The sequence below is a fragment of the Paenibacillus sp. 7516 genome, assembly GCF_002272715.1.
Lineage (GTDB): Bacteria > Bacillota > Bacilli > Paenibacillales > Paenibacillaceae > Paenibacillus > Paenibacillus illinoisensis_A.
In genome coordinates, this window is the sequence record NZ_NPBI01000026.1 from 1 (window position 1) to 24080 (window position 24080).

The window sequence follows — 24080 nt, forward strand, 5'->3', positions numbered from 1 at the left end:
CTTTATAGGAGATGCCCATGAATGCTATAGAAATAAAAAACGTTTCCATGAAATATTTGATCGGAAGTGAAAAGATCGATTCCCTTAAATATTTTTTTATTAAAAGGGTTAAAAAACAGATTGTTTACAAAGAGTTTTGTGCTCTTAATGATGTCAGTTTTACTGTTTCAAAAGGTGAAGTATTCGGAATAATAGGATTAAATGGTGCGGGGAAAAGTACACTAATGAAAGTAATTTCCGGCATTCTGAAACCTACTTCAGGAAAAGTTATTAAGCACGGCACGATTGCTCCCTTGATTGAGCTTGGCGCCGGATTTATAGGTGATTTATCTGGTTATGAAAATATTGTTTTAAATGGTATGATCCTTGGCTATCCCAAGAAAATGATAGAAAGAAAGATTGATGAAATTATTGAGTTTAGTGAAATGGAGAAGTTCATTCATACTCCTTTGAAAAATTATTCCTCTGGAATGAAGGCTAGATTGGGGTTCGCTATAGCAACAGTGGTACAACCAGAAATTCTTATTGTGGATGAAGCTCTTTCTGTTGGGGATATTGGTTTTCAAGAAAAAAGTCTTAACAAAATAAAAAATATGATAAAAAACGGAACTACTGTATTATTTGTTTCTCATTCTATTGGGCAGATTGAGGAAATATGCAGTAGAGTTCTGTGGCTTGAAAACGGTATGGTACGCGGAATAGGAGATTCACCCACAATCTGTGGACAATTTAAGAAGAGTTACCAGGAGGGGAAATAATTGCATCGGTTTTGGGGGATTATTGAGCCAATTTTAAAAGATAATGACGTAAAGAAGATTGTCGAAATTAGAAGTGAAAGAAGCATAAATACACAAAATTTATTGGCATACTGTAAAAGTAACAATGGAACAATGGTTACAATAGATCCAGAGTTTGATGACCAAATAGTTAGTCTTGAAAAAGAGAACAAGGAATATTTAACATTTTACCCCGATATGAGCTTATCTGCATTACCTCTAATTAAGAGTTATGATGCTATTTTTCTCGATGGTGATAGGAACTGGTATACCGTCTACAACGAATTGAAAATTATCGAAAAGAGCGTAGAGTTAAACGGTAATACACCTATTGTTTTTATTCATGATACGCAGTGGCCGTACGCAAGAAGGGATTCTTACTTAAACCCGGAAAATATTCCGTTAGCTTTTAGACAAGCTTATAAGAAGTCGGGAGTATTACCTGGAAAATCAGCTCTAGTGGATAGTGGTTACAATAATAATTTACAACATTCTATTTATGAAAATAATCCGCGTAATGGGGTATTAGCAGCTGTAGAAGATTTCTTAAAGGAAACTAAGGAAAAAAACCAGTTTTTCCTTTTGTCAGGCTTTCATGGGTTAGGGATATTAATATTTGGTTCTGCTGAAATTAGCTTGGAAAATCAACAACATTATCAAATGAAATTAATTAAATCATTAGAACATGAACGGATTGTTCAAATGATTAATATTGATAATTTACAAGACAACCTAGCAAGTCTGCAGTCCAGTAAAAATGAAGTTGAAAGTGAATACTTCAGAATTAAAAATCAGCTGGAAGAAATTAGAGAACAATATGAAAGAGTCACAAATGATTATGAAAATCGTGTGAAAATATTGAAAAACGAACTTGAAGATAACAAAAATAGAGCTAAATCGGAAAATAGTGAAATAAAACATGTACAACTTAAAGAATCAGAAATAAAGTTGGATAAACTTGAGAAAGAGATGAACCTATTAGTTTCCAAAAACGAACAACTTCTTCTAAATTTGAAACGTGCTGAAATTTCCGCGGCTACACATCTTAATTCTATGCGCTATAGGCTGGGGGATATCATAATATCTGGATTACGTCCCTCAAAAAAAACTCTTTTAATGCCTTTGAAAATTGGAAAGCTATTCTATCAGCATCTGAAACAGAAGAATGTTAAGCCCAAAAAGGTACTTAAAAGCCACTCAAGTGCAGAGTTAAATTATCAGACTCAAAAACTTGAAGGAAGAAAAATAAAAGAAAAGAATAGAGTTCTGAAGAATCCGGAAGAATTGAGACAAAGTATTATCACAAGACAAGAAAAATTGGAGCTCACTCTTCCTAAAGAAACACCCCTTGTCTCTATAATAGTTATTAATCGCAATGGCTCTGATCATCTTAATAGGTTATTAAAGAAGGTTTGTAAATATAATGAATATTCAAACATTGAATTTATTATTGTTGACAACAATTCTAATGATAACTCAATAGAAGTAATCGAGAAATTCAAAAGAGATTTCTCGATTTCAGTTATAAATAACGACTATAATGCTAGTTTTTCCCAAGCGAATAATCAAGCTGCCAAAGTAGCAAGAGGCGAGTATCTGTTGTTATTAAATAATGATATTGAACCTTTAAAAGGTTGGCTTTCTGAATTAGTAAACTGTATGCTCGAGAACCCTTTAGCAGGCACAATTGGTTCTAAGTTGGTTTACTCTCTGCAGCCTAATGACAGTATCAATAAAGAATTAGAGCTATTGATTCAACATACGGGTATCGCTTTTAAAAAGTTAAGCAATAATTTTATACAACCTTATAATACCGGGAAAGGGTTAGAAGTACACGACCCTGAAAGCATGATTAGGCGGGAACGTGCAACCCTAACGGCAGCATGTTTATTAGTTAAAAAGGAGTTATATATTGAACTCGGTGGACTTGATGAAGGGTACATCTATGGATATGAGGACGTGGATTTTGGGCTCAAGGTTTTGAGTAAAGGTTTTAAAAATATTTATTGTCCAACGTCTGTGTTGTTTCATCATGAATTTGGAACGCAGCAGAATGATACCAATCATGAGGTGAGAGAGAGAAGGTTAAGTAATCAAAGACTTATTAAAGAAAAGTGGCATAAATGGTTAGATAAGTCCATGTGGCTAGACAAGATTAATAATTACAACATTCTTTCTGAAAAGAAACTGAAGGTTAGCCTCATTGTAACTGAAATGGGGGATGAGGTTACGGCAGGTGACTATTTCACTGCTTTAGAACTGGGAATGAGTATGGAAAAGCTAGGATGGGATGTTGAGTATGTACCGCGTAAGGGAAAGCGGAACTGGTATGAAATTGATGAAAGTGTAGATATTGTTATTTCTTTGTTGGATGCATATGATCCTTCCAAAATAATAAGTGGTAATAACTGTCTAATCAAAGTGGCATGGATGCGGAATTGGTTTGAAAGATGGATCGAACAACCTAACTTTGAGAAATATGACATACTAATGGCATCAAGTAAGATTGCTTGTAATTTGGTGAGTGAAAAAACCGGTAGGTTAGTTTATTTGCTTCCTATAGCAACGAATTCGGATAGATTTAATATTGGCCAGAAGTATAATGAATATGATTGTGATTATTGTTTTACGGGAAGTTACTGGAACGATGAAAGAGATATCATTGGTCATTTAGATCCTGAAAGAGTAAATTATAGATTTCATGTTTACGGAAAGAACTGGGAAAAGGTTAGGAAGTTTAAACCTTATCACAAAGGATTTATTCAATATAAGAAGATCCCTGACTTATATAAGTCTACAAAAATCGTAATTGATGATGCGAATAGAGTGACAAAACCATACGGTGCTGTAAATAGCAGGGTATTTGATGCTTTAGGTGCAGGGACTCTTGTTTTAACAAACGGTTATTTAGGATCGCAAGACACCTTTGAAGGGAAACTTCCTGTTTATTCTTCAGCTCAAGAACTGGAAGAGTTGCTTAATTACTATTTGTCTAATGAAACCGCGCGAGTGGAAAAAGTAAAAGAACTTCAAAAGATGGTTCTAAACCATCACACTTATGATCATCGTGCTGGAGAATTTAGAGATATACTTCTTGAACACATCTCAAATTATCGAGTTGCTATAAAAATAGCAGCTCCAAAGTGGGAGTCCGTACACGAATGGGGCGACTACCATATGGCCATGGGGTTAAAAAAGGAGTTTGAAAAAAAAGGTCATCAAGTACTGATCCAACTCTTGTACGAATGGGATAACGGTGACGATGAAAATTGTGACGTTGTTATTGTTCTAAGAGGTTTAAACGCCTACACACCAAAAAATCATCATATAAATATTTTATGGAACATATCGCATCCTGATGAAGTTACTGTTGATGAAATGAACAGGTATGATTATGTATGTATATCTTCAAAATACTGGTCTGAACGAGTTAGCAAGCTCGTAAGTGTACCGGTGGAAACCATGCTCCAATGCACTGATACTAACCAGTTTAGGAAACCTGAAATTCAAGAACATTATAGCCAAATTTTGTTTGTTGGTAATTCAAGAAAAGTGTTTCGGAAAATATTAAAAGATCTTTTGCCTACGGAGTATGACTTACATGTCTACGGGACTTTATGGGATGGATTGATAGATAAAAAATATATTAAAGGCAATCACATCTCAAATTCTGAGCTCTATAAGCACTATGGTTCATGTGAAATTTTGCTTAACGACCATTGGGATGATATGAGGGATAAAGGGTTTATATCTAATCGGATTTTTGATGCATTGGCAACGGAATCATTTATAATTACTGATAAGGTTAGAGGGATCGAGGAAGAATTTGGAGATTCTGTTGCAACATATGATACACCAGAAGAATTGCGCAATTTAATCGATTTTTACCTGAAAAATCCAAATTTAAGAAAAGAAAAAGCTAAAAAAGGCTCATCAATTGTACGTGAACGTCATTCATATGAACAGAGAGTTGAGAGATTTTTAGAAATATTCGAACAGATTAATTAGTTTGAAATGAAATTGGAGGATTTATATTGAATATTATGGTGGTTGGAACCGGTTATGTTGGACTAACATCCGGTTCCAGCTTTGCGGAACTGGGACATAACGTCGTTTGTGTTGATATTGATGAGAGGAAAATAAATCAGTTAAGACAGGGGATCATGCCTTTTTATGAGCCTGGCCTACAAGACATTGTGGTGAGAAATGTAAAAGAAAGACGCTTATTTTTTACAACGAGTTTGTCTGAGGCAATTAAGTCGGCATCAGTAATTTTTATTGCAGTAGGGACTCCATCCTTGCCTAATGGTTCTGTGGATCTTTCTTACGTCGAACAAGTTGCTATTCAAATAGGCAAAAACCTGATTGATTATAAAATAATCGTCAACAAAAGCACTGTTCCTGTAGGGACAGCTGATTTGGTAGAGCGGATTATTAAGGAGAATATGACAGATAAAAAAGTTTCATTTGATATGGCTTCTGTCCCTGAATTTTTGCGCGAGGGTTCTGCTGTTAAAGATATTTTTAACGGAGATCGAATAGTAATAGGAGCGAATAATTTGGAGGTTGCTGATATTCTGATGAAACTCCATGAAAAATTGAACATCCCAATCCAAATCACGGATATACGTAGCGCAGAATTAATAAAGTATGCCGCAAACTCCTTTCTGGCTATGAAGATCTCCTTTATTAATGAGATAGCCAATATTGCGGATGGGGTTGGGGCAGACGTTATTGAAGTGGCCAAGGGTATTGGCTCGGATAAAAGGATAGGAAATCAATTTTTGAATGCCGGAATTGGATTTGGAGGAGCTTGTTTTCCTAAAGATGTTAAGGGTCTTATTGAAATAGCTCAAAAATCAGGAAGAACCTTACCTTTATTGGAAGAAGTGATTCGAATAAATGATAATCAGTATAGGAGTGTTATTAATAAACTACTGTCAGTTTATCCTGATTTAACTGGAAAAGTTATAACTATATTGGGCCTTGCATTTAAGCCTAATACAGATGATATGCGTGATGCCGTATCTATATCCCTAGTTCGGTCATTATTTGAAGTAGACCCTTCACTAAAAATAAATGTATATGATCCAATTGCTCTTGAAGCAGCTAAGCAAGTTATAAAAGGAAATGTTGAGTACTGTAATTCAATAGAAGAAGCCATAAGCAATAGTGATGCAATATTGATTGTTACAGAGTGGGATGAAATTGTTGAATTTGATTATAAAAAAAATATAAACTTATTGAATAATCCAGTGATTATTGATGGCCGGAATTGTTTGGACCTCTCAGGTGGGAGAATTGATGGTTTTATTTATCGCTCTATTGGGCGTAAACCTATTTGAACGCTACAAAATTTAACTTTTCTAGGATGAGTGTTTAAATAAATTACCCTTATGGGCCCATATTAAAAAGAGTTTATGAATCAGTTTCTTCGATACTTTGATGTTGGGAATTAGAAAGCAGTTTATATGGAGATTGATATATGATGAGCAGATAATTAGCAACAGAAATTCAGAACCCTTTGCCGCCTTCACGAATATTCATGCCCGTCGGGACTCCATGTTAAATTACTCATTTATACCACAAAATACAGCTTTTCTTACTTAATATAGCGAAGAGCCCTACTTGTTTTTTGGAGGTGTAAAGCTTATGGAACAAACATCTATCTTAAATGCATTGGAAAGTTTTTCTGATGTGAATGGAATTCTTTTTCAAGAGAGTTTTGATAATAAGAGTTGGGAGAGGATTAGGTTACTACCTTATTACAGAAGGTGGATCGAATTAATTGAAAAAGAAGCTAATGTCCTTTTGCGCACTGAAATCCCATACTTAACAAAATCCCTCTTTTTGGAATATGACAAATCAGGTTCAAGAAAAGAATATGAATTAGTATACTTTAAAAGAAGAATGAGATTAAATATTTTTGCATTATCAGTTCTTCTTAATAAAGACGACGTGCGATCTATAAAGGCAATGGAAGATATAGTTTGGTCAATATGTGATGAATATACTTGGTGCCTGCCTGCACATATAAATAACCCAAAAGATATGAATACTCAGGGGGATTTGCTTCCCCCCTATAAACAGATAGATTTATTTTCTGCAGAAACTGCATTTACATTGTCGGAGATCGTCTATTTATTGAAAGATTTGCTGAGCCAAAAAACTCTCAAAAGAGTAGAAAATGAGATCACTAAACGAGTATTTGAGCCATATATGTCTCAAGATAACTCCTTTTTTTGGGAGACATCAACCACGAATTGGGCATCAGTATGTGCAGGATCAATTGGTGTAGCTGCTATATACATGATCGATAATTCTAAAATACTAGCTCCAATGATCAGTAAAGTTCTTAAGACAATGGAATACTTTTTGAAGGGTTATGAGAATGATGGAGCCTGTTTAGAGGGCTTAGATTACTGGTATTATGGATTTGGTTATTATGTCTATTTTTCAAGTCTCCTTAAACAGAGGACGTTAGGACGAATAGATTTGCTTAATCAGTACAAAATTCATAAGATTGCATTGTTTCACCAACAGTGCTATTTGAACGGTAACACTATAGCCTCTTTTGCAGATTCTTCTCCCACTGTTTTTCATCGTGTGGGTCTCATGCATTTTTTAAAAGATAGATTTGAAGATATCGAACTTCCAATGGATAAATTTAAGCTTAATGTCCTGGATGATCCAACTGCACGGTGGGCACCGTTAATTCGTGATTTTGTATGGAGCAATCCAGATATCCAAGGAGAATCTTGGAGTGAAAATGGAGTTTTTTTGAGTAATGCGCAATGGTTTATTTCCAGATTCAGTAAAGATGGTTTTACGGTGGCTTTTGCTGCAAAAGGTGGTCACAACCAGGAGCCTCATAACCATAATGATGTTGGAAGTTTTATCATTCATATTGGCGAAGATACAATATTCGCAGATGTAGGCTCTGGTGAGTATACTAAACAGTATTTTCAGAAAGAAACACGCTATACTTTTTTCACAACAAGATCCAGCGGACATTCAGTGCCTATAATTGGTGGTAAAGAACAGAATTGTGGGGCTCATCGAACTTCTATAATAGAAGCGACTACTGAACAAAAAGTAGATAAATTTAGTTTTGACATGGCCGGAGCATATGGAAATGCTAATATTAATAAACTTATTAGAACATTTGAAACAAAAAAATACGGTTGCTTTGAACTTATATTAGAAGACTATATAGAATTTACAGACACACCGGAGGAGATAATTGAGCGCTTCATTTCGTTCTATAAACCAACCGTATCAACGGACGGTATTGTGAAATTTATTGGTAGGAAACATGGACTTGAGATGAGGTATGACCCATCGCTATTTTCCCACCGTGTTCATGAACAACAATTTACTGCTCATGATTTAAAAACAAGCATTGTTTATATAATAGACTTAAAGTTGATAGAGCCCCGATTATGGAATAACTTAGTTATTAGTATTAAACTGGTATAAATGAATTTATATTTGTGATTGATTTCAATTCGGATAATCGATAGGCGAATTGACTTAAATCATCATACAGTAAATCAAACATTAAGATGAGAAAATTAAGAATAAGTTTCTCGGAAGTACAAAGAAGTGTCAAGTTATATGAGCCCACTAGAACTCGTTACTATACAAGCTCTTAACTTTGGTTTTGAGACAAAACCATCAATAAAAGTACGATGTAGTCAGTTTTAACGTTACTACAAGGATAGGAGAAGGATATGAAAGGAATTATACTTGCTGGAGGTACAGGATCACGCTTGTATCCCTTAACGAAAGTAACCAATAAACATCTTTTACCTGTTGGGAAGTATCCAATGATTTTCCACTCTGTATATAAACTCAAGCAGGCTGGTATTGAAGATATCCTAATTGTAACAGGGAAAGATCACATGGGAGATGTGGTAAATCTACTGGGAAGTGGTAGTGACATGGGTGTTACCTTCACATATAAAGTGCAGGATGAGGCAGGTGGGATTGCTCAAGCACTTGATCTTGCTGAGCAATTTATCGGTGACGATCAAATGGTGGTCATTTTAGGAGACAATGTATTTTCTGATGATGTTACTCCTTATGTAGAAAATTTCCGAATTCAAGGCACTGGGGCCAAAATATTGATACAAAGGGTATCTGACCCTCAACGATTTGGAGTTCCTGAAATTGAAGGTACTCGTATTAAATCTATTGAAGAGAAGCCGCAACAGCCTAAAAGCAATTATGCAGTAACTGGCATATATATGTTTGATAGCCAGGTGTTTGATATTATTAAATCATTGGAACCATCTGCACGTGGAGAACTTGAAATAACGGATGTGAACAATGCATATATTCAAAATGGACAACTGACCTTTGATATACTGGAAGGTTGGTGGACAGATGCGGGGACACATGCTTCTCTTGCTAGAGCAAATGAATTATCACAAGAAATTATTTTTGGAGAAGAGTTTGGAAAACTAAAACTATAGTAAAAGGGGAGTTCAATGATGAAAGTGACTTCCTCCAAGTTATTGGACGCAGTTCTGATTGAACCAATAGTTCATGGCGATCACCGTGGTTTTTTTATGGAAAGTTACAATGACCAACTTATGAAACAGCATGAACTCAACTATCGATTTATTCAAGACAATCAGTCTCTATCTTCTCAACCTGGTGTGCTTCGTGGGTTGCATTACCAGCTTAATCCCAAAGCACAAACGAAGCTAGTTCGTGTACTATCTGGTGCTATTTATGACGTCATTGTTGACATTCGGAAAGGATCCCCTACCTTCGGGCAGTGGGAGGGTTTCATCTTGAGTGAATATAACCACCGTCAGTTACTGGTACCCAAAGGATTTGCTCATGGCTTTTGTACTCTAGTACCAAACACCCAAGTCTTGTACAAAGTGGACGAATACTATTCCCCGGAGAACGACCGCGGCATATTATGGAGTGACCCGGCTCTTGGAATTGATTGGCCTACATCTAGTCCGACTATGTCAGATAAGGATCAAAGACATCCTTTACTTCAAGATGCGGAGATCAATTTCAATTTCGAAATGAAGTAATTAGGAGGTTCCAACACTATGAAACTGCTCGTTACCGGCGGGGCCGGTTTTATTGGAAGTAATTTTGTGATGTATATGCTGGACCAGCATCCTGATTACGAAATCATCAATGTGGATGCGCTGACGTATGCAGGTAACTTGGAAAACTTAAAATCACTTGAAGGCAACGCACGTCATACCTTTGTCAAAGCAGACATTACGGATGCTGCCCAGATGGATCGGCTGATCGGTCAAGGTGTAGACGTACTTGTTAATTTTGCAGCCGAATCTCATGTCGACCGCAGCATCTTGGAACCAGATGTGTTTGTACGGACGAATGTGAATGGTACCCAGGCATTGCTTGAAGCTGCTAAAAAACACAATGTGACCAAGTTTGTTCAGGTATCGACGGATGAGGTATATGGTTCGTTGGGTCCAACAGGCCTATTTACGGAAGAGACACCGTTGCAGCCAAACAGCCCCTATTCGGCGTCGAAAGCAGGTGGGGATATGCTTGTGCGCGCATACCATGAGACCTTTGGCCTCCCGGTAAATATCACACGCTGTTCCAACAATTACGGTCCGTACCAGTTCCCTGAAAAACTGATCCCTTTAATGATATCACGGGCCCTTGCTGATGAAGCCTTGCCTGTGTATGGAGATGGTTTAAACATTAGAGATTGGCTCTATGTCGAAGACCACTGCAGTGCCATTGACTTGGTGATTCATCAAGGACGTAACGGTGAAGTATACAACATCGGCGGCAATAATGAACGAACTAACGTGCACATCGTGAAAACCATTTTGGAGCAATTGGGTAAGCCGGAATCCTTAATCAAATACGTGCAAGACCGACCTGGGCATGACCGCAGATACGGCATTGATCCGACCAAAACGATGTCTGAACTAGGCTGGAAGCCAAAGCATACGTTTGAAACCGGGATCAAGGAGACTATTCAGTGGTATCTAGATAACAAGGAATGGTGGGCCCGTATTCAGTCCGGCGTGTATCAACAGTACTATGCCAAGCAATATGGATCTCGATTGGGAGACGTGGAGTAATGAAGGTTTTGGTTACAGGAGCAAACGGACAACTGGGACGGGATGTCGTTCTTCTTTTGGAGAAGGAGGGGCATGCTGTTCTTGCTTGTGATCGGGATCAGATGGATATTACGAATCAGGCACAGTGTAGTGAAGTCATTTCATCTTATCATCCTGAAGTGGTCATTCATTGTGCAGCTTATACTGCCGTAGATGCAGCGGAAACAGATATCGATGGTGCATACAAGGTGAATGCGGCAGGAACACGCAATGTTGCTGTAGCTGCCGAAAGGGCAGGAGCTAAACTAATTTATATTAGTACAGACTATGTATTTGATGGCAACTCGCCATCTCCCTATCAGGAATACGATAACACGAATCCGCAAAGTGTGTATGGCAAGTCCAAACGGGCGGGGGAATTACTGGTACAGTCGTTGTCCTCCAAATGGTTTGTTGTGCGTACTTCTTGGGTTTACGGCCTGTACGGGAATAATTTTGTCAAAACGATGCTGAAATTGGGTCAGGAAAAACCAAAGCTACAGGTAGTACATGACCAAAAAGGGTCACCTACATTTACCGTTGATTTGGCAGGATTTATCCTAGAGCTTATGCAAACAGAAATGTATGGGGTATATCATGCTTCCAACAGTGGTACTTGTACATGGTATGAATTTACGGAAGCGATCTTTGCAGAAGCTCGAAATGTTGAAGGGTATACCATCCAAGCAAAATTGGAGCCTTGTACGACAGAGCAGTTCCCCAGACCAGCTCCCAGGCCGCGTAATTCGGTAATGGATCATCTATCCATTCGAACCAATGGTTTGACGGATATCCGCCCATGGCGGGAGGGCCTGCGTGAATTTATTAGCTTATTGTCAAAATAGGAACGGCCATAATAGCACGATGTAACTCTCGCTCTTACTTATGGGCGGGAGTTTTCGTATATAATAAAGAAAAGTCAGATTTTGAGGTGGCACGTGAATAAATCTAAAGTATGCATTATGCTTTCTACATATAACGGAGTAAAGTACATTGATGAACAGATGGAAAGCCTTCTCGCACAACATGAGGTGGACGTCCAGATTATTATTAGGGATGATGGCTCATCTGATGGAACTGTACAAAAATTAAATGAATATGCCCAGTCTCACCTGGATAAGATCCGAGTTATCGAAGGTGAAAACTTGGGCGTGATCGGGAGTTTTTTTGAACTGATGCGCCAAACGGAGCCTGTGTATGATTATTACTCATTTTGTGATCAGGATGATGTGTGGAAGCCGGACAAACTTAGAAGGGCAGTAGCTAAACTACAATTGAGGCAAACGAACATACCACTTATGTATTGTTCTTCTACACAAATGGTAGATCAGGATCTGAACAACCTGAATGTGTGGCCGACCCTCCCTCCTAAGACGTTAAGTATGTATAATGCCATGGTCGAAAACTGCTGTGTGGGCTGCACTATGGTTCTAAATCCAATAGCGTTTGAACAGATCAGAGGAAGTGCCCCCATTGATTTGAAGCCGGTTATTATGCATGATCGATGGATTTATCTGTATGTAAGTGCGTTAGGAGAAGTGATTTTTGATGAAGAGCCAATGATTTTGTACCGACAACACCAGGAGAACGTTCTTGGCGGGGGCAGCGAAGATTGGCTCATGAAATGGAAGAATAGATTGAAGCGTTTCTTCAGTGAAGGAAGTTTTAGTCTTAGTAAACAAGCATCTTTATTTCTTGAAACTTACAGAGAATATTTATCTGCTCAGCAACAAAGGGACATACGGCACTTTTTAAATCAATTAGACAGATCTTGGGTTCAACGTATCAGATATGCGTCCAAGATGCCTTTTTACCGTCAAGCTTTTCTGGATAACCTTGTTCTTAAGCTCATATACGTCTTGAAGAAGATATAAGTTAATAGATTGGCTGCGCTTTCCACTCGATTGCCCATAATATGCTATACTTTCAATAGATAAACACAGCATTACAAAGTCAGGAGTTTTACAAAATGATCGAAACAGCAGATGTTCCCTTACGAGGGGGATCGAAAAATAATAACAACTATGGTCCTGATGTCAGCATCATCATCGTTAACTACAATACACGCCAGCTGACACTGGACTGTCTGGCATCGGTGTATGAATCTCTTACTTCCTTTCAATATGAAGTCATTGTTGTTGACAATGCATCGCGCGATGGATCCGTGGAAGCGATTGGAGGAGCTTATCCAGAGGTTCGTATGATTGCCAATAGGGACAATACAGGTTTCGCCGTTGCAAATAATCAAGGCATGGAAATCGCAAAGGGACGCTATATACTATTGCTCAATTCGGACACGGTTGTACAGAAAGATACTTTGGATATCATGATCGAATTCATGGACAGTCATCCAGAGATGGGGGCATCTGGTTGCAAGGTGATTCTCCCGGGTGGTTCCTTGGATAAAGCGTGCAAGAGGGGATTCCCCACTCCATCGGCATCATTTTATTATGCATTCGGCATCTCACGCATGTTCCCAGATCGTCCGAAGTTTAACCAGTACCAGCTCGGACATCTCAGCCCGGATGGCGAGTATCCGGTAGACTGTCTTGTCGGTGCGTTCATGCTCGTGCGGCGTGAAACTATCAACCAAGTGGGGGGCTTGGATGAAACCTTCTTCATGTACGGTGAAGATATCGACTGGTGCTATCGTATCAAAGATGCGGGCTGGGGCATTTATTATTACCCGCGTACATATATTGTGCACTACAAGGGTGCCAGTGCCCGGCGCAAACCTATGAAAATTATCTATGAGTTTCATAGAGCGATGTGGGTTTTCCACCGCAAACACTACGCCAAGCGTTATGGTATGTTGACCAACACAGCCGTATGGCTAGGTATTGCACTAAAATTCTCATTGTCTCTGATCCGCAATAAGCTCATTAGACCTTCTTCGCAGAAAGAATTGTCATCCGGTGGTGCGGAAGTTCGTGAGACATCTTCAGAGGTGGAAGTATGATTCGTCGTAATCAGCAATTTCTGACTCAACTGTATATTGCGGCAGATTTCTTGGTGATACAGTTTTCCTTCTTAATGGCTTGGTGGATTAAGTTTGAGAGCAATCTTCTGATCAACCAGGGTGCATTGCCGATTGAAAAGTACTTTGTATGGAGTATTGTATATGGAGGGCTGGCTCTGCTCATCGGCTTAATGGTCTCCTTATACGTACCCAAACGGAAAAAACGTTTTGTAGATGAATTCATGAAACTGATTCAGGTCCATGGTATTTCCTTCTTTATGCTAATGAGTTTGATGTTCTTCTTCAAAGAAGTCGACATTTCTCGTGCATACCTGGCCATGTACATGATCGGCAATGTTGCCTTCACCCTGATCTACCGTTATATCGTCAAACTTCAACTTAGAAGACTACGTAAAAAGGGCTTTAACCGTCAATTTGTATTGATCCTTGGAGCAGGTTCTTTAGGCAAAAGGTTCTATAATAACCTCCGTAATTATCCGGAGCTTGGGTATGAGGTATGCGGTTTTCTTGATGATTATCGTCATTGGGATCAAGAGGAGCAGCAGCGCTACAAGCCGATTATGGGGCACATTGATCAGTTGGAAGAAATCCTGTCCACTCATATGATCGACGAAGTAATTCTTGCACTTCCTTTGGATGCTCACGATAAGTATCCACATATCATTGAGGTGTGCGAAAAGGCCGGCGTACGGACACTGATCATTCCAGACTTTTTTGATTATCTTCCGGCTCGTCCGCATTTCGACAACTTCGCCGGCATGCCGATGATTAACGTGCGTGATATCCCGCTCGATATGGCCGTAAACCGACTAATGAAGCGTGCGTTCGACATTTTGTTTTCTCTCGTCGCTATCATCCTGACTTCCCCGGTAATGGTCATCGTGGCACTAGGTGTACGATTGACGTCGCCTGGCCCAGTCATTTTCAAACAGGAACGTGTTGGGCTCAACCGACGCAACTTCATGATGTTTAAATTTCGCTCCATGAAAGTCATTCCTGAAGGTGTAGTTGATACCGGTTGGTCCACGAAGGATGATCCGCGTCGAACGGCTTTTGGTACATTTATAAGACGCACCAGCCTGGATGAGTTGCCTCAATTTTTCAACGTGCTGCTGGGTCATATGAGTGTGGTTGGCCCAAGGCCGGAACGTCCATACTACGTGAATCAATTCCGGGATGAAATTCCGAAGTATATGATTAAACATCACGTCCGCCCAGGAATTACGGGATTGGCGCAGAGTAAAGGGTTAAGAGGAGATACCTCGATTGAGGATCGGATTGAACAGGACATCTTTTATATTGAAAACTGGTCTTTATTATTCGATATCAAAATCATATGGGAAACCATCCGAAACGGTCTCAAGAATGCTTATTAGATTCAACAAACTAAACCATACCACCATTTAACAGCTGCCTCCGGGCGGCTTTTTTGTTTTACCCCTCGTCAATTCGGGTAGTTAGCTATCAAAAAGGAAATCCCGCACATACGCTGTCATATATTATTAGCTGTATACTTCCTACCTCCAATATCACTCCTAAAGGATGTGAACATCATATGAAACGAATCGCTGCCGTCATTACACTACTGATCGTTACCGTGGGTACCCTCTTTTTTGCCTATGAGAGTCAAAGTGAGGAACAACGCGATGGATTTACAGCCTACCGACTGATTGCCCACGCCATGGGCAGTATTGGTGATCAGCCTTATACCAACGCCTATGAAGCGATGATTGCCAATTACGAGAAGGGCACAAGAGTGTTTGAGATCGACTTCATGCTCACCAAGGATCGCGTAGCTGTAGCCAGACATGAATGGACTGCCAATATGAGCAAACTGCTAGGACAGGAAGAGGAGCTTCCTGAAGACAAACAGGCTGGTGCACTTACGCATGATGAATTTATGAATACCCCAATTTTGGGCATCTACCAACCCATGGACGCGGATGGTATCATTAATGTGCTGTCGCAATATCCCGATATGTATATCGTAACGGATACGAAGGAGCAGAAAGATGAGGATATTCAGCAGGTGCTATCTTCTCTCGTTAATGCTGCCAAAAAGAAAGACCCATCTGTACTTGATCGCATTGTCGTGCAGATTTATAATGAGCCCATGCTGGAAACCGTGAAAGAAATCTATGCGTTCCCCTCTATTATTTATACTCTTTATGCAACGCAGGATACCGAAGCACAGGTCGTTGATTTTGTGGAAAAGAATGACATTGATGCCGTAACCATGCCGGAATATAAAGTGAATCAGAATTTCGTCGCCAAGCTGAAGAAGGCGGGCGCTGTTACTTACGTGCATACCATCAATGACACCGACCAGGTGGCCAACTATGAAAAGTGGGGCGTTTATGGTGTCTATTCAGATGTATTGACGGAAGAAGAACTGGATCAGATGAATACTCGCTTTGCCTGGAAGCCGTAACGCTTATAAGTGGAAAATTAACATTCCAATCACCTCAGAAAAGTAGCCCTTCATTATTACTCGAGTATTGTTTGATTAATAGTTATATAACTCACTTCTCCTAAAATTACAGACTGATTCCTGCACTTTACAGGGAAAAGTCTGTGATTTTTTGTTCCCCTTTTTATGCGAACATTGACACTCACTGTCTGCTGACTTAGACTTAGTTTACAAGCTTTTTAGGATGCAGAAGAACCTCTGGAGGAATGTTCGTTGATAGACATGATTAAGCAGTGGAGACACGTATTTAAGCTCGACCCGGACCGGGAAATCACGGATGAAACACTCGATCTGGTATGTATGTCGGGGACCGATGCTATTATCGTTGGGGGCTCGTCGGGAATCACCTATGATAACACAGTAGACTTGATGTCCCGCGTGCGTCGCTACGAGCTGCCCTGTGTGCTGGAAGTATCCGATCTGGAGGCGGTTGTCCCTGGTTTTGACGGATATCTGATCCCGATGGTGCTGAATGCCACGGATAGCAAATGGATGATTGGGCACCACCAACAGGCCATCGAACGTTTTGGTTATCTCATACCGTGGGATCTGCTAATTGCCGAGGGGTATATCGTGCTGAATGCCGACTCCACTGTAGCGCGTTTGACCGGAGCAGATACAGAGCTGACAACGGGTGCGGCGGTGGCCTACGCCCAAGCTGCAGAGCGGCTGCTCAATCTTCCTATCGTATATATGGAGTACAGCGGAACGTTTGGCGATATGGAGCTGGTTGGCGAGACACATAGACAACTGGATCGCGCACATCTCATTTATGGCGGAGGAATCGACAATCCTGAGAAAGCAGCACAAGCTTCCGAAGTTGCAGACACCGTCGTCGTGGGTAACATTGTGTACAGCGATTTGAAGAAGGCACTTGAGACGGTACAAGCTGTAAAAGGAACCGTTTAATCGGTTTAGTTTACCATTCCCCCAATTTCCCCTTACGATCTGTTAAAATAGAACTTTGCCCTACTAATATAAAACTATATTAAGCACAATTACGTTTACACAACAACGGAGAGGGCAGAACCAATCTGAAGAAACGAAGTGGTCGTGTTTATCACAGGATTTTCCCTTTGAAGAAGGGGATCCAAAAAATCCGGGGATAACAACGATCGGAAGATGGTACTGCCATCGGAGTAACAAGTGTAACCTTCTGATTTTGCTTAATCGATCAACCAACGAAAGGAGCATGCATGCATGCAACCTGTAAATATACATGATGCCGTGGCACGGCTTAATACTCCTCAGCGGCAAGCCGTCGAGGCAACCGATGGACCGTTACTGATTATGGCCGGAGCGGGCAGTGGTAAGACCCGGGTGCTGACACACCGGATTGCTTACCTTATCGCAACACGCAAGACACCTCCATGGGGGATTTTGGCGATTACGTTTACGAACAAAGCTGCTCGTGAGATGCAGGACCGGGTATCCCAGCTCGTTGGTGGCTCCCAAGGCCGCGACATTTGGGTATCCACGTTCCACTCCATGTGCGTGCGTATCCTGCGACGTGACATTGAACGCATTGGTTTTACTTCGAACTTTAGTATTTTGGACTCATCCGACCAGTTATCCGTTATTCGCAGTTGTATGAAAGACCAGAATATCGACACCAAGAAATTCGAACCCAAAGCCGTTCAGGCCATGATGAGTACCGCAAAAAATGAACTGATCGGTCCTGACCAGTATGAGAAGCAGGCTGGCGACTATTTTGAAGGCATTGTGGCGAAGGTATATAAAATGTACCAGAAACGTCTGAGAGCCAACAATTCGCTCGACTTCGACGATCTCATTATGGCAACCATTCAACTGTTCAAAGAAGTGCCGGAAGTCCTCGACTTTTACCAAAAGAAATTCCAATACATCCATGTCGATGAGTACCAGGATACGAACCGTGCGCAGTATATGCTGTGCCGCATGCTCGCTGACAGTCATCACCGGATCTGCGTCGTAGGGGATAGTGACCAATCGATCTATCGCTGGCGTGGAGCGGATATCAGCAATATCCTGAACTTTGAGAAAGACTATCCAGAGGCACAGACCATCTTGCTGGAACAGAATTACCGTTCGACGTCCAACATTCTGAATGCAGCGAATGAGGTCATTGGCCTGAACTCCGGACGTAAGCCGAAGAAGCTGTGGACGGACAAGGAGGGCGGTTCGAAGATCAAGGTATACCGTGCGGACTCCGAGCATGATGAGGGGTATTTTGTTACCTCTGAGATTAGTAAAAACGTGAAGAACGGCAAATCCTATCAAAGCCATGCCATTTTGTACCGTACCAACGCCCAGTCCCGGGTAATAGAGGAAATTCTGATCAAGTCTGATATTCCGTATCAGATTGTCGGCGGCATCAAGTTCTATGATCGTAAAGAGATCAAGGACATTCTGGCGTATCTGCGCCTGCTGTCTAACCCTGACGACGATATCAGCCTCACCCGGATCATTAATGTGCCTAAGCGCAGCATCGGTGATACAACCGTGGCGAAGCTGGCAGCTGCAGCAGGGGAACGTGGAGTTTCCATATTCCGTGTGCTTCAGGTTGTGGACGATCTCGGCTTTGCGGGCCGCACGCGGAACGCATTGGTGGAGTTCTATGACATGATTGCTGCACTGCATCAGATGGTAGAGTACCTGTCAGTAACGGAGCTGACCGAGAAGATTCTAGAGATGAGTCAGTATCGCCTTGAGATGCAGAACGAAAATACACTTGAATCCCGTGCACGTCTGGAAAACATTGAAGAGTTCCTTTCCGTGACCATGGAATTTGAGAAAAATAATGAAGACAAGACGCTCGTCTCGTTCCTCACCGATCTGGCACTTATTGCAGATATCGACAGTATGAACGATGATGAAGAAGATCAGAGCGACGCCGTTACCCTGATGACGATGCACAGTGCCAAAGGCCTGGAATTCCCTGTCGTATTCATCGTGGGTATGGAGGAAGGCGTCTTCCCGCACAGCCGGGCCTTTATGGATAATGAAGAGCTGGAGGAAGAGCGCAGACTTGCTTATGTAGGGATTACTCGTGCAGAAGAACAGCTCTTCCTGTCTTGTGCCCAGATGCGTACCTTGTTTGGACGCACAACGGCGAACCCGCCTTCGCGCTTCCTGGATGAGATTCCGGATGAGCTCAAAGAGGATACTTCCATTGCCCGTGACCGTTACCGTCGTGGTGCCAATGCAGGAGGATCCTATGGCGGACGTGGACTTGGCTCCAGTGGGGGAAGCAACTTTGGTGGTGGAAGTGCAGCTAAGCTCTTTGAACAGCAGAGCAGAAGTGGCTCCTCGGCTACTTCGTCCACGCCAACTTCCCGTGTGACCACAAGTACCTCGCGACCAACTTCTGCTACGCCTTCATCTGCCTCCAAGCCGGCAGCTTCGAATAGTGAAGCAGGCTTCAAAGCAGGAGATAAAGTGCAGCATGGCAAATGGGGTACGGGTACCATTGTTGCGGTTAAAGGTACCGGTAATGACACGGAACTGCAAATTGCCTTCCCGGCTCCGGTCGGTGTGAAACGCCTGCTTGCCGGTTTTGCACCAATTACCAAAGTAGAATAATTGTTTACGAACGAACGCTGAGTTGCTCAGACGTTCGTTCTACATAGATTAAATTAACGGAGGGATGGCCCTGTATGGACCCGATGCACCGGATGGAGCAACTCGTTACCGAGCTGAATCAGCATAATTATCAGTACTACACGATGGATCAGCCGCAGATCAGTGACAAGGAATATGATCTCCTGTATGACGAACTGGTTACCCTGGAACAGGAGAGCGGGATGGTTTTGCCTGATTCTCCAACACAGCGTGTCGGTGGCGAACTGCTGAAGGGGTTTACCCCGCATCGCCATCTGTCTCCATTGTGGAGCTTGGACAAAGCCCAAAACATCGAGCAGCTGCGGAGCTGGAATACTCGTGTACTGAAGCTCGTGAATGACTATAACAGCAAAAATCCAGGCAACCCTTTACCGGAACTTGGCTACGTTATTGAGTTGAAGTTTGATGGGCTCACCCTGAACCTGACATACACCAATGGTGAATTGGTGCAGGCTTCAACACGCGGGAACGGAACGGTAGGCGAAGGGATTTTGGCACAAGTCAAAACGATCAAATCTGTCCCGCTCCGAATTCCGTATACCGACGGTACGATCGAAGTACAAGGCGAAGGCATCATGAATCTGTCCGTCTTGAACCGGTACAATGAAACGGCAGCGGAGCCGCTCAAAAACGCCCGTAACGCAGCAGCCGGAGCTCTGCGCAACCTGAATCCGAAGACGACGGCCGAGCGCCGACTCAATGCCTATTTTTACAATGTAGGGTACTCGGATGACATTCAGTTCGCCAATCATCAAGAGATGATGGATTTTCTGCGTGAGAACCGTTTCAAAGTGAACCCATCGATTACGTACTTCCATGAGTTTGATGATGTGATGGAACAGCTTGCCGCCATTCAGGAGAATCGGGGACAGCTGGACTACCTGATTGACGGGGCCGTTATCAAAATCACCGACATGCGCACACGTGAAGTGCTGGGTTATACGGACAAGTTCCCACGTTGGGCTGTAGCCTACAAGTTCGAAGCAGAAGAGACCACTACTGTACTCAAATCCGTGGATTGGAATGTGGGCCGTACCGGCAAAGTAACTCCGCTGGCACGTGTGGAACCGGTCGAACTGGCGGGAGTAACGGTTTCGAACTGTACATTGAACAATGTGGGCGATATTGAGCGTAAAAATCTGAAGTTTGCCTTGGGCACGCGTGTCTTTATCCGCCGCTCCAATGACGTTATCCCTGAAATCCTGGGTAAAGTGACGGAAGAGAGTGATGGCGAGGAGATCATATATCCAGAGCAGTGTCCGGCTTGCGGATTCCCACTGGAGCAGCGCGGAGCGCATCTGTTCTGTAATAACAAATTGGCTTGTAAACCACAGACCGTGGCCCGAATCTCCCATTTTGCTTCCCGTGATGCTATGGATATTGAGACATTCAGTGAGAAGACAGCGATTCAGCTGTATGATGAGCTCAATGTGCGTGAGCCTGCTGATCTGTATACATTGCAATTTGATGATTTGGTGAAGCTGGAGCGGTTTGGTGAAAAGAAAGCCAACAACCTTCTCGCTGCGCTGGAGCACAGTAAGGATCGTGACCTTGCATCGTTTTTGTACGCGCTGGGCATTCCGAATACAGGTAAATCAACGACACGTATGCTGGCTGACCATTATCGTGATCTGCATGCCATTATGAATGCAACCGTGGAGGAACTAGTTGAACTTCCTGACGTAGGCGGCATTGTGGCCGAGAGTATTGTAACGTTCTTCGCAGATCCGTTTACCCAGGCTGCCATCGAAAAGATGCTGGACTTGGGCGTGAAAGCACAGGCACCTGAGGCACCAGCAGTGATAGTCGAAGACTCCTTCTTTAGTGGTAAAACGGTCGTGCTGACCGGAACACTGCATCAACTGACACGTGACGAGGCAACGCAAAGACTTGAAGCGCTCGGAGCGAAAGTCACTGGCAGTGTCTCGAAAAAGACTGATCTTGTCATTGCCGGAGAGAAGGCGGGCAGCAAGCTGGCCAAAGCGCATGATCTGGGCATCCCAACCATTGAGGATGAGGATGAACTTGTTCGTCTTTTGAATCAGCAGGGCTAACCTATAAGCTTGGAAATGAAGAAACCCCCGATTAGCCACGTTAGGTGGATCGGGGGTTTTTGCTATGCATTTATAGGATGTTTTATTCATTCATAGACGCCACATAGTTGGAGGTGAAACGTTAGGAACTGATATTGGGAATGCGCTGAGCTGCGCCTGTAAGCCATGCATCCTTGTCATATCCTCGTTCTTCCCAGTAACCGATATGTTCGCTGTCGATTAGTTCAATGCGATTTAACCATTTTACCGATTTATAGGCATACATCTGGGGAATGACAAGTCGTACCGGACCTCCGAGATCTGCCGGGATGGGTTTGCCATCATGCATGACAGCGACCATGATATCATCCATCTGTGCTTGATCCATCGTAATGGCATCCGTGTATAGCCCATCTCCAGAGTAAAATTTGACACTGTGTGCTCCGGGCTTAACTCCGGCTTGGGTCAGCAGCTTTTTAAGGGGAATGCCTTCCCAGGTGTTTTTGTATACGGACCAGCCAGTTACACAATGGAAATCACTAACCTGTACAGTGCGCGCGAGCTTAACGAACTGTTCCCAATTCCAGACCTGTGCCCGTTCGACAAGCCCATCGATCCGGAATGACCAATTCTCATTCGAAAAGGAAGGGATGGGCGTAACCGTGTATACTCGGAAATGACCTTCAGCTCCTCCACCAATGGGAGGGGAAGAGGCAGCCGCAGGTTGCGGCAGCGGACTCATCCGATTGGGGTCATTCTCCAGCATACTGTCGATGCTGTTATCAATACTGAGATTACGTCCAACCCAGGAGACAAAGGTAGGGCCGAGGGTAACGGCTAACCCCACACCTACAGCAGACCGAATAAATGCACGCCTTGTATACACGGGTTCGGGTTTCTGGGGTTGGTCAGGCGATTTTCTCGCAGCAGTACGATCCGAACTAGGAGTTGAAATTGCAGCAGCAGTATTTTCTCCAGATGTACCCAATGAATCGGCAGTGCCGTGGATGTCTTTCGTCGATGTGGTGGCACTCACCGTGCGGCGTGTCGAATCTTTCAACCATTTGGTACGGGTAATGGAGTGGTAGATAATATAGGGCAGACCCAACCAAGTTAACAAATCATGAGTTAATAAGGCTGCATTGGACCACTTTGGTCCTGCGAGTTTAAATTGCCACAATACAAGGCCTGAGATTAACCAGCCAACCAGCAGAACAAGCACGATGATCGTATTCACTTTTTGCCAAGGCTTGTTCCGGAGCTGTTTCCAGTGTTTACTCGCCAGGATCAAATAATAAACAATAGGGGCTAACATAGCCAATCCCACAATAATATGCAGCCATTTTAGCCATACGCGCCCAATACCGAGTATCTCACGCCAGAAGCCACCGACTAGCATAAGTCCCGTTACGGCAAGGATCACCACGATCCAGGCATTCCAGAAGTGGATAGACACAAGTTTCTTGCCGTACCCTTTGCGAAGTTTTTTTAGCCACTGTTCCAAGAGTAATCACCTCAAATAAAGTTATAAGCAGTAAAACTTCCTATGTAGTAAGCGGTGAAAATGAAGAACGTATTAAATAATGCTATGTCATTGCTTTCTCTTTATTGTGTATACTTCATTATAGAAGTTTTGGATCACTCACATCAAACCGTTACATTAGAGTACGTTATAAAGCTAAAGTCCATCTTTTTAAAAATGAGAAGAAAGGTTAAGGCTGCTTATACATATATTGCTCTTTGAAAAAAGATTAAAAAATGCTTGCTATCTAAATTCAGACATGGTATATTATTTCTTGTCGCTTCAAACGAGTGATTGTCGAAAGAGTTTGAATGATGACGAAAAAGAGTGTTGACAGTTAGTTGGATAACATGATAAAATAAATATCCTGTCCGGTTGACATTGATCAACAAAAACGGACAACAAGTTCCTTGAAAACTGAACAAATGGAAAGTAACTTATGATTTACAATGAATCGTCAGATTCAAAATGAGCTAATCGCTCTTTTCAATACTTCAGTTGATTTTCATAGCGCCTAACCACGCTGCTGAAATTCATCTTTATTGGAGAGTTTGATCCTGGCTCAGGACGAACGCTGGCGGCAT

Annotated in this window: 16 protein-coding genes; 15 read left to right on the forward strand and 1 reads right to left on the reverse strand. The window is 42.1% G+C overall.

The genetic code is table 11. The annotated features are described in order from the left end of the window. The first annotated feature begins 17 nt into the window (after positions 1-17). The 15 genes from CHI14_RS22475 (at position 18) to ligA (ending at position 21995) form a co-directional block, all read left to right on the forward strand. A complete protein-coding gene (locus tag CHI14_RS22475) occupies positions 18-758 on the forward strand; it encodes an ABC transporter ATP-binding protein (RefSeq protein ID WP_212677020.1) in 741 nt (246 codons plus the stop codon). Beyond that, entirely contained in the window at positions 759-4784 is a 4026-nt protein-coding gene (locus CHI14_RS22480; protein ID WP_095291489.1) for a glycosyltransferase family protein, read from the forward strand. It begins immediately after the preceding gene. 35 nt (positions 4785-4819) lie between these two features. After that, positions 4820-6121, forward strand: a complete 1302-nt coding sequence (locus CHI14_RS22485; RefSeq protein ID WP_212677021.1) for a UDP-glucose dehydrogenase family protein — start codon at positions 4820-4822, stop codon at positions 6119-6121. A gap of 307 nt (positions 6122-6428) precedes the next feature. After that, entirely contained in the window at positions 6429-8255 is a 1827-nt protein-coding gene (locus CHI14_RS22490; protein ID WP_095291492.1) for a heparinase II/III family protein, read from the forward strand. A gap of 254 nt (positions 8256-8509) precedes the next feature. Beyond that, on the forward strand, positions 8510-9253 hold the full coding sequence (locus CHI14_RS22495; protein WP_095291494.1) for a sugar phosphate nucleotidyltransferase: 744 nt from the start codon (positions 8510-8512) through the stop codon (positions 9251-9253). Between the two features lie 18 nt (positions 9254-9271). After that, on the forward strand, positions 9272-9832 hold the full coding sequence (gene rfbC, locus CHI14_RS22500; RefSeq protein WP_095291495.1) for a dTDP-4-dehydrorhamnose 3,5-epimerase: 561 nt from the start codon (positions 9272-9274) through the stop codon (positions 9830-9832). 18 nt (positions 9833-9850) lie between these two features. Further along, on the forward strand, positions 9851-10873 hold the full coding sequence (gene rfbB / locus CHI14_RS22505; RefSeq protein WP_095291497.1) for a dTDP-glucose 4,6-dehydratase: 1023 nt from the start codon (positions 9851-9853) through the stop codon (positions 10871-10873). Then, the gene (gene rfbD / locus CHI14_RS22510; RefSeq protein WP_095291499.1) at positions 10873-11736 is read left to right on the forward strand and encodes a dTDP-4-dehydrorhamnose reductase; all 864 of its coding nucleotides are present in this window, start codon (positions 10873-10875) and stop codon (positions 11734-11736) included. The genes rfbB and rfbD overlap by 1 nt, the downstream gene beginning before the upstream one ends. Before the next feature lie 93 nt (positions 11737-11829). Then, positions 11830-12765, forward strand: coding sequence for a glycosyltransferase family 2 protein (locus tag CHI14_RS22515; RefSeq protein ID WP_249281209.1), 936 nt, complete (start codon positions 11830-11832; stop codon positions 12763-12765). A 95-nt stretch (positions 12766-12860) separates the two neighbouring features. Beyond that, on the forward strand, positions 12861-13850 hold the full coding sequence (locus CHI14_RS22520; protein ID WP_095291502.1) for a glycosyltransferase family 2 protein: 990 nt from the start codon (positions 12861-12863) through the stop codon (positions 13848-13850). After that, a complete protein-coding gene (locus tag CHI14_RS22525) occupies positions 13847-15247 on the forward strand; it encodes an undecaprenyl-phosphate glucose phosphotransferase (protein ID WP_095291505.1) in 1401 nt (466 codons plus the stop codon). The genes CHI14_RS22520 and CHI14_RS22525 overlap by 4 nt, the downstream gene beginning before the upstream one ends. Positions 15248-15426: 179 nt before the next feature. Further along, the gene (locus CHI14_RS22530) at positions 15427-16302 is read left to right on the forward strand and encodes a phosphatidylinositol-specific phospholipase C/glycerophosphodiester phosphodiesterase family protein (RefSeq protein WP_095291506.1); all 876 of its coding nucleotides are present in this window, start codon (positions 15427-15429) and stop codon (positions 16300-16302) included. Positions 16303-16554: 252 nt separating this feature from the next. After that, the gene (gene pcrB, locus CHI14_RS22535; RefSeq protein WP_095291508.1) at positions 16555-17250 is read left to right on the forward strand and encodes a heptaprenylglyceryl phosphate synthase; all 696 of its coding nucleotides are present in this window, start codon (positions 16555-16557) and stop codon (positions 17248-17250) included. Positions 17251-17541: 291 nt separating this feature from the next. Continuing rightward, a complete protein-coding gene (gene pcrA / locus CHI14_RS22540) occupies positions 17542-19902 on the forward strand; it encodes a DNA helicase PcrA (protein WP_095291509.1) in 2361 nt (786 codons plus the stop codon). Between the two features lie 74 nt (positions 19903-19976). Beyond that, entirely contained in the window at positions 19977-21995 is a 2019-nt protein-coding gene (gene ligA / locus CHI14_RS22545; RefSeq protein ID WP_095291512.1) for an NAD-dependent DNA ligase LigA, read from the forward strand. A gap of 121 nt (positions 21996-22116) precedes the next feature. On the opposite strand, the gene CHI14_RS22550 is transcribed toward ligA, so the two are convergent. After that, entirely contained in the window at positions 22117-23478 is a 1362-nt protein-coding gene (locus tag CHI14_RS22550) for a molybdopterin-dependent oxidoreductase (protein WP_095291514.1), read from the reverse strand. Positions 23479-24080: the final 602 nt, after the last annotated feature.

Excerpts from the sequence above, each read along its gene's own strand:
- CHI14_RS22475 (WP_212677020.1), top strand. The coding sequence starts at position 18 with ATGAATGCTATAGAAATAAAAAACGTTTCCATGAAATATTTGATCGGA.
- CHI14_RS22485 (WP_212677021.1), top strand. The coding sequence starts at position 4,820 with ATGGTGGTTGGAACCGGTTATGTTGGACTAACATCCGGTTCCAGCTTT.
- CHI14_RS22490 (WP_095291492.1), top strand. The coding sequence starts at position 6,429 with ATGGAACAAACATCTATCTTAAATGCATTGGAAAGTTTTTCTGATGTG.
- CHI14_RS22495 (WP_095291494.1), top strand. The coding sequence starts at position 8,510 with ATGAAAGGAATTATACTTGCTGGAGGTACAGGATCACGCTTGTATCCC.
- rfbC (WP_095291495.1), top strand. The coding sequence starts at position 9,272 with ATGAAAGTGACTTCCTCCAAGTTATTGGACGCAGTTCTGATTGAACCA.
- rfbB (WP_095291497.1), top strand. The coding sequence starts at position 9,851 with ATGAAACTGCTCGTTACCGGCGGGGCCGGTTTTATTGGAAGTAATTTT.
- rfbD (WP_095291499.1), top strand. The coding sequence starts at position 10,873 with ATGAAGGTTTTGGTTACAGGAGCAAACGGACAACTGGGACGGGATGTC.
- CHI14_RS22520 (WP_095291502.1), top strand. The coding sequence starts at position 12,861 with ATGATCGAAACAGCAGATGTTCCCTTACGAGGGGGATCGAAAAATAAT.
- CHI14_RS22525 (WP_095291505.1), top strand. The coding sequence starts at position 13,847 with ATGATTCGTCGTAATCAGCAATTTCTGACTCAACTGTATATTGCGGCA.
- CHI14_RS22530 (WP_095291506.1), top strand. The coding sequence starts at position 15,427 with ATGAAACGAATCGCTGCCGTCATTACACTACTGATCGTTACCGTGGGT.
- pcrA (WP_095291509.1), top strand. The coding sequence starts at position 17,542 with ATGCAACCTGTAAATATACATGATGCCGTGGCACGGCTTAATACTCCT.
- ligA (WP_095291512.1), top strand. The coding sequence starts at position 19,977 with ATGGACCCGATGCACCGGATGGAGCAACTCGTTACCGAGCTGAATCAG.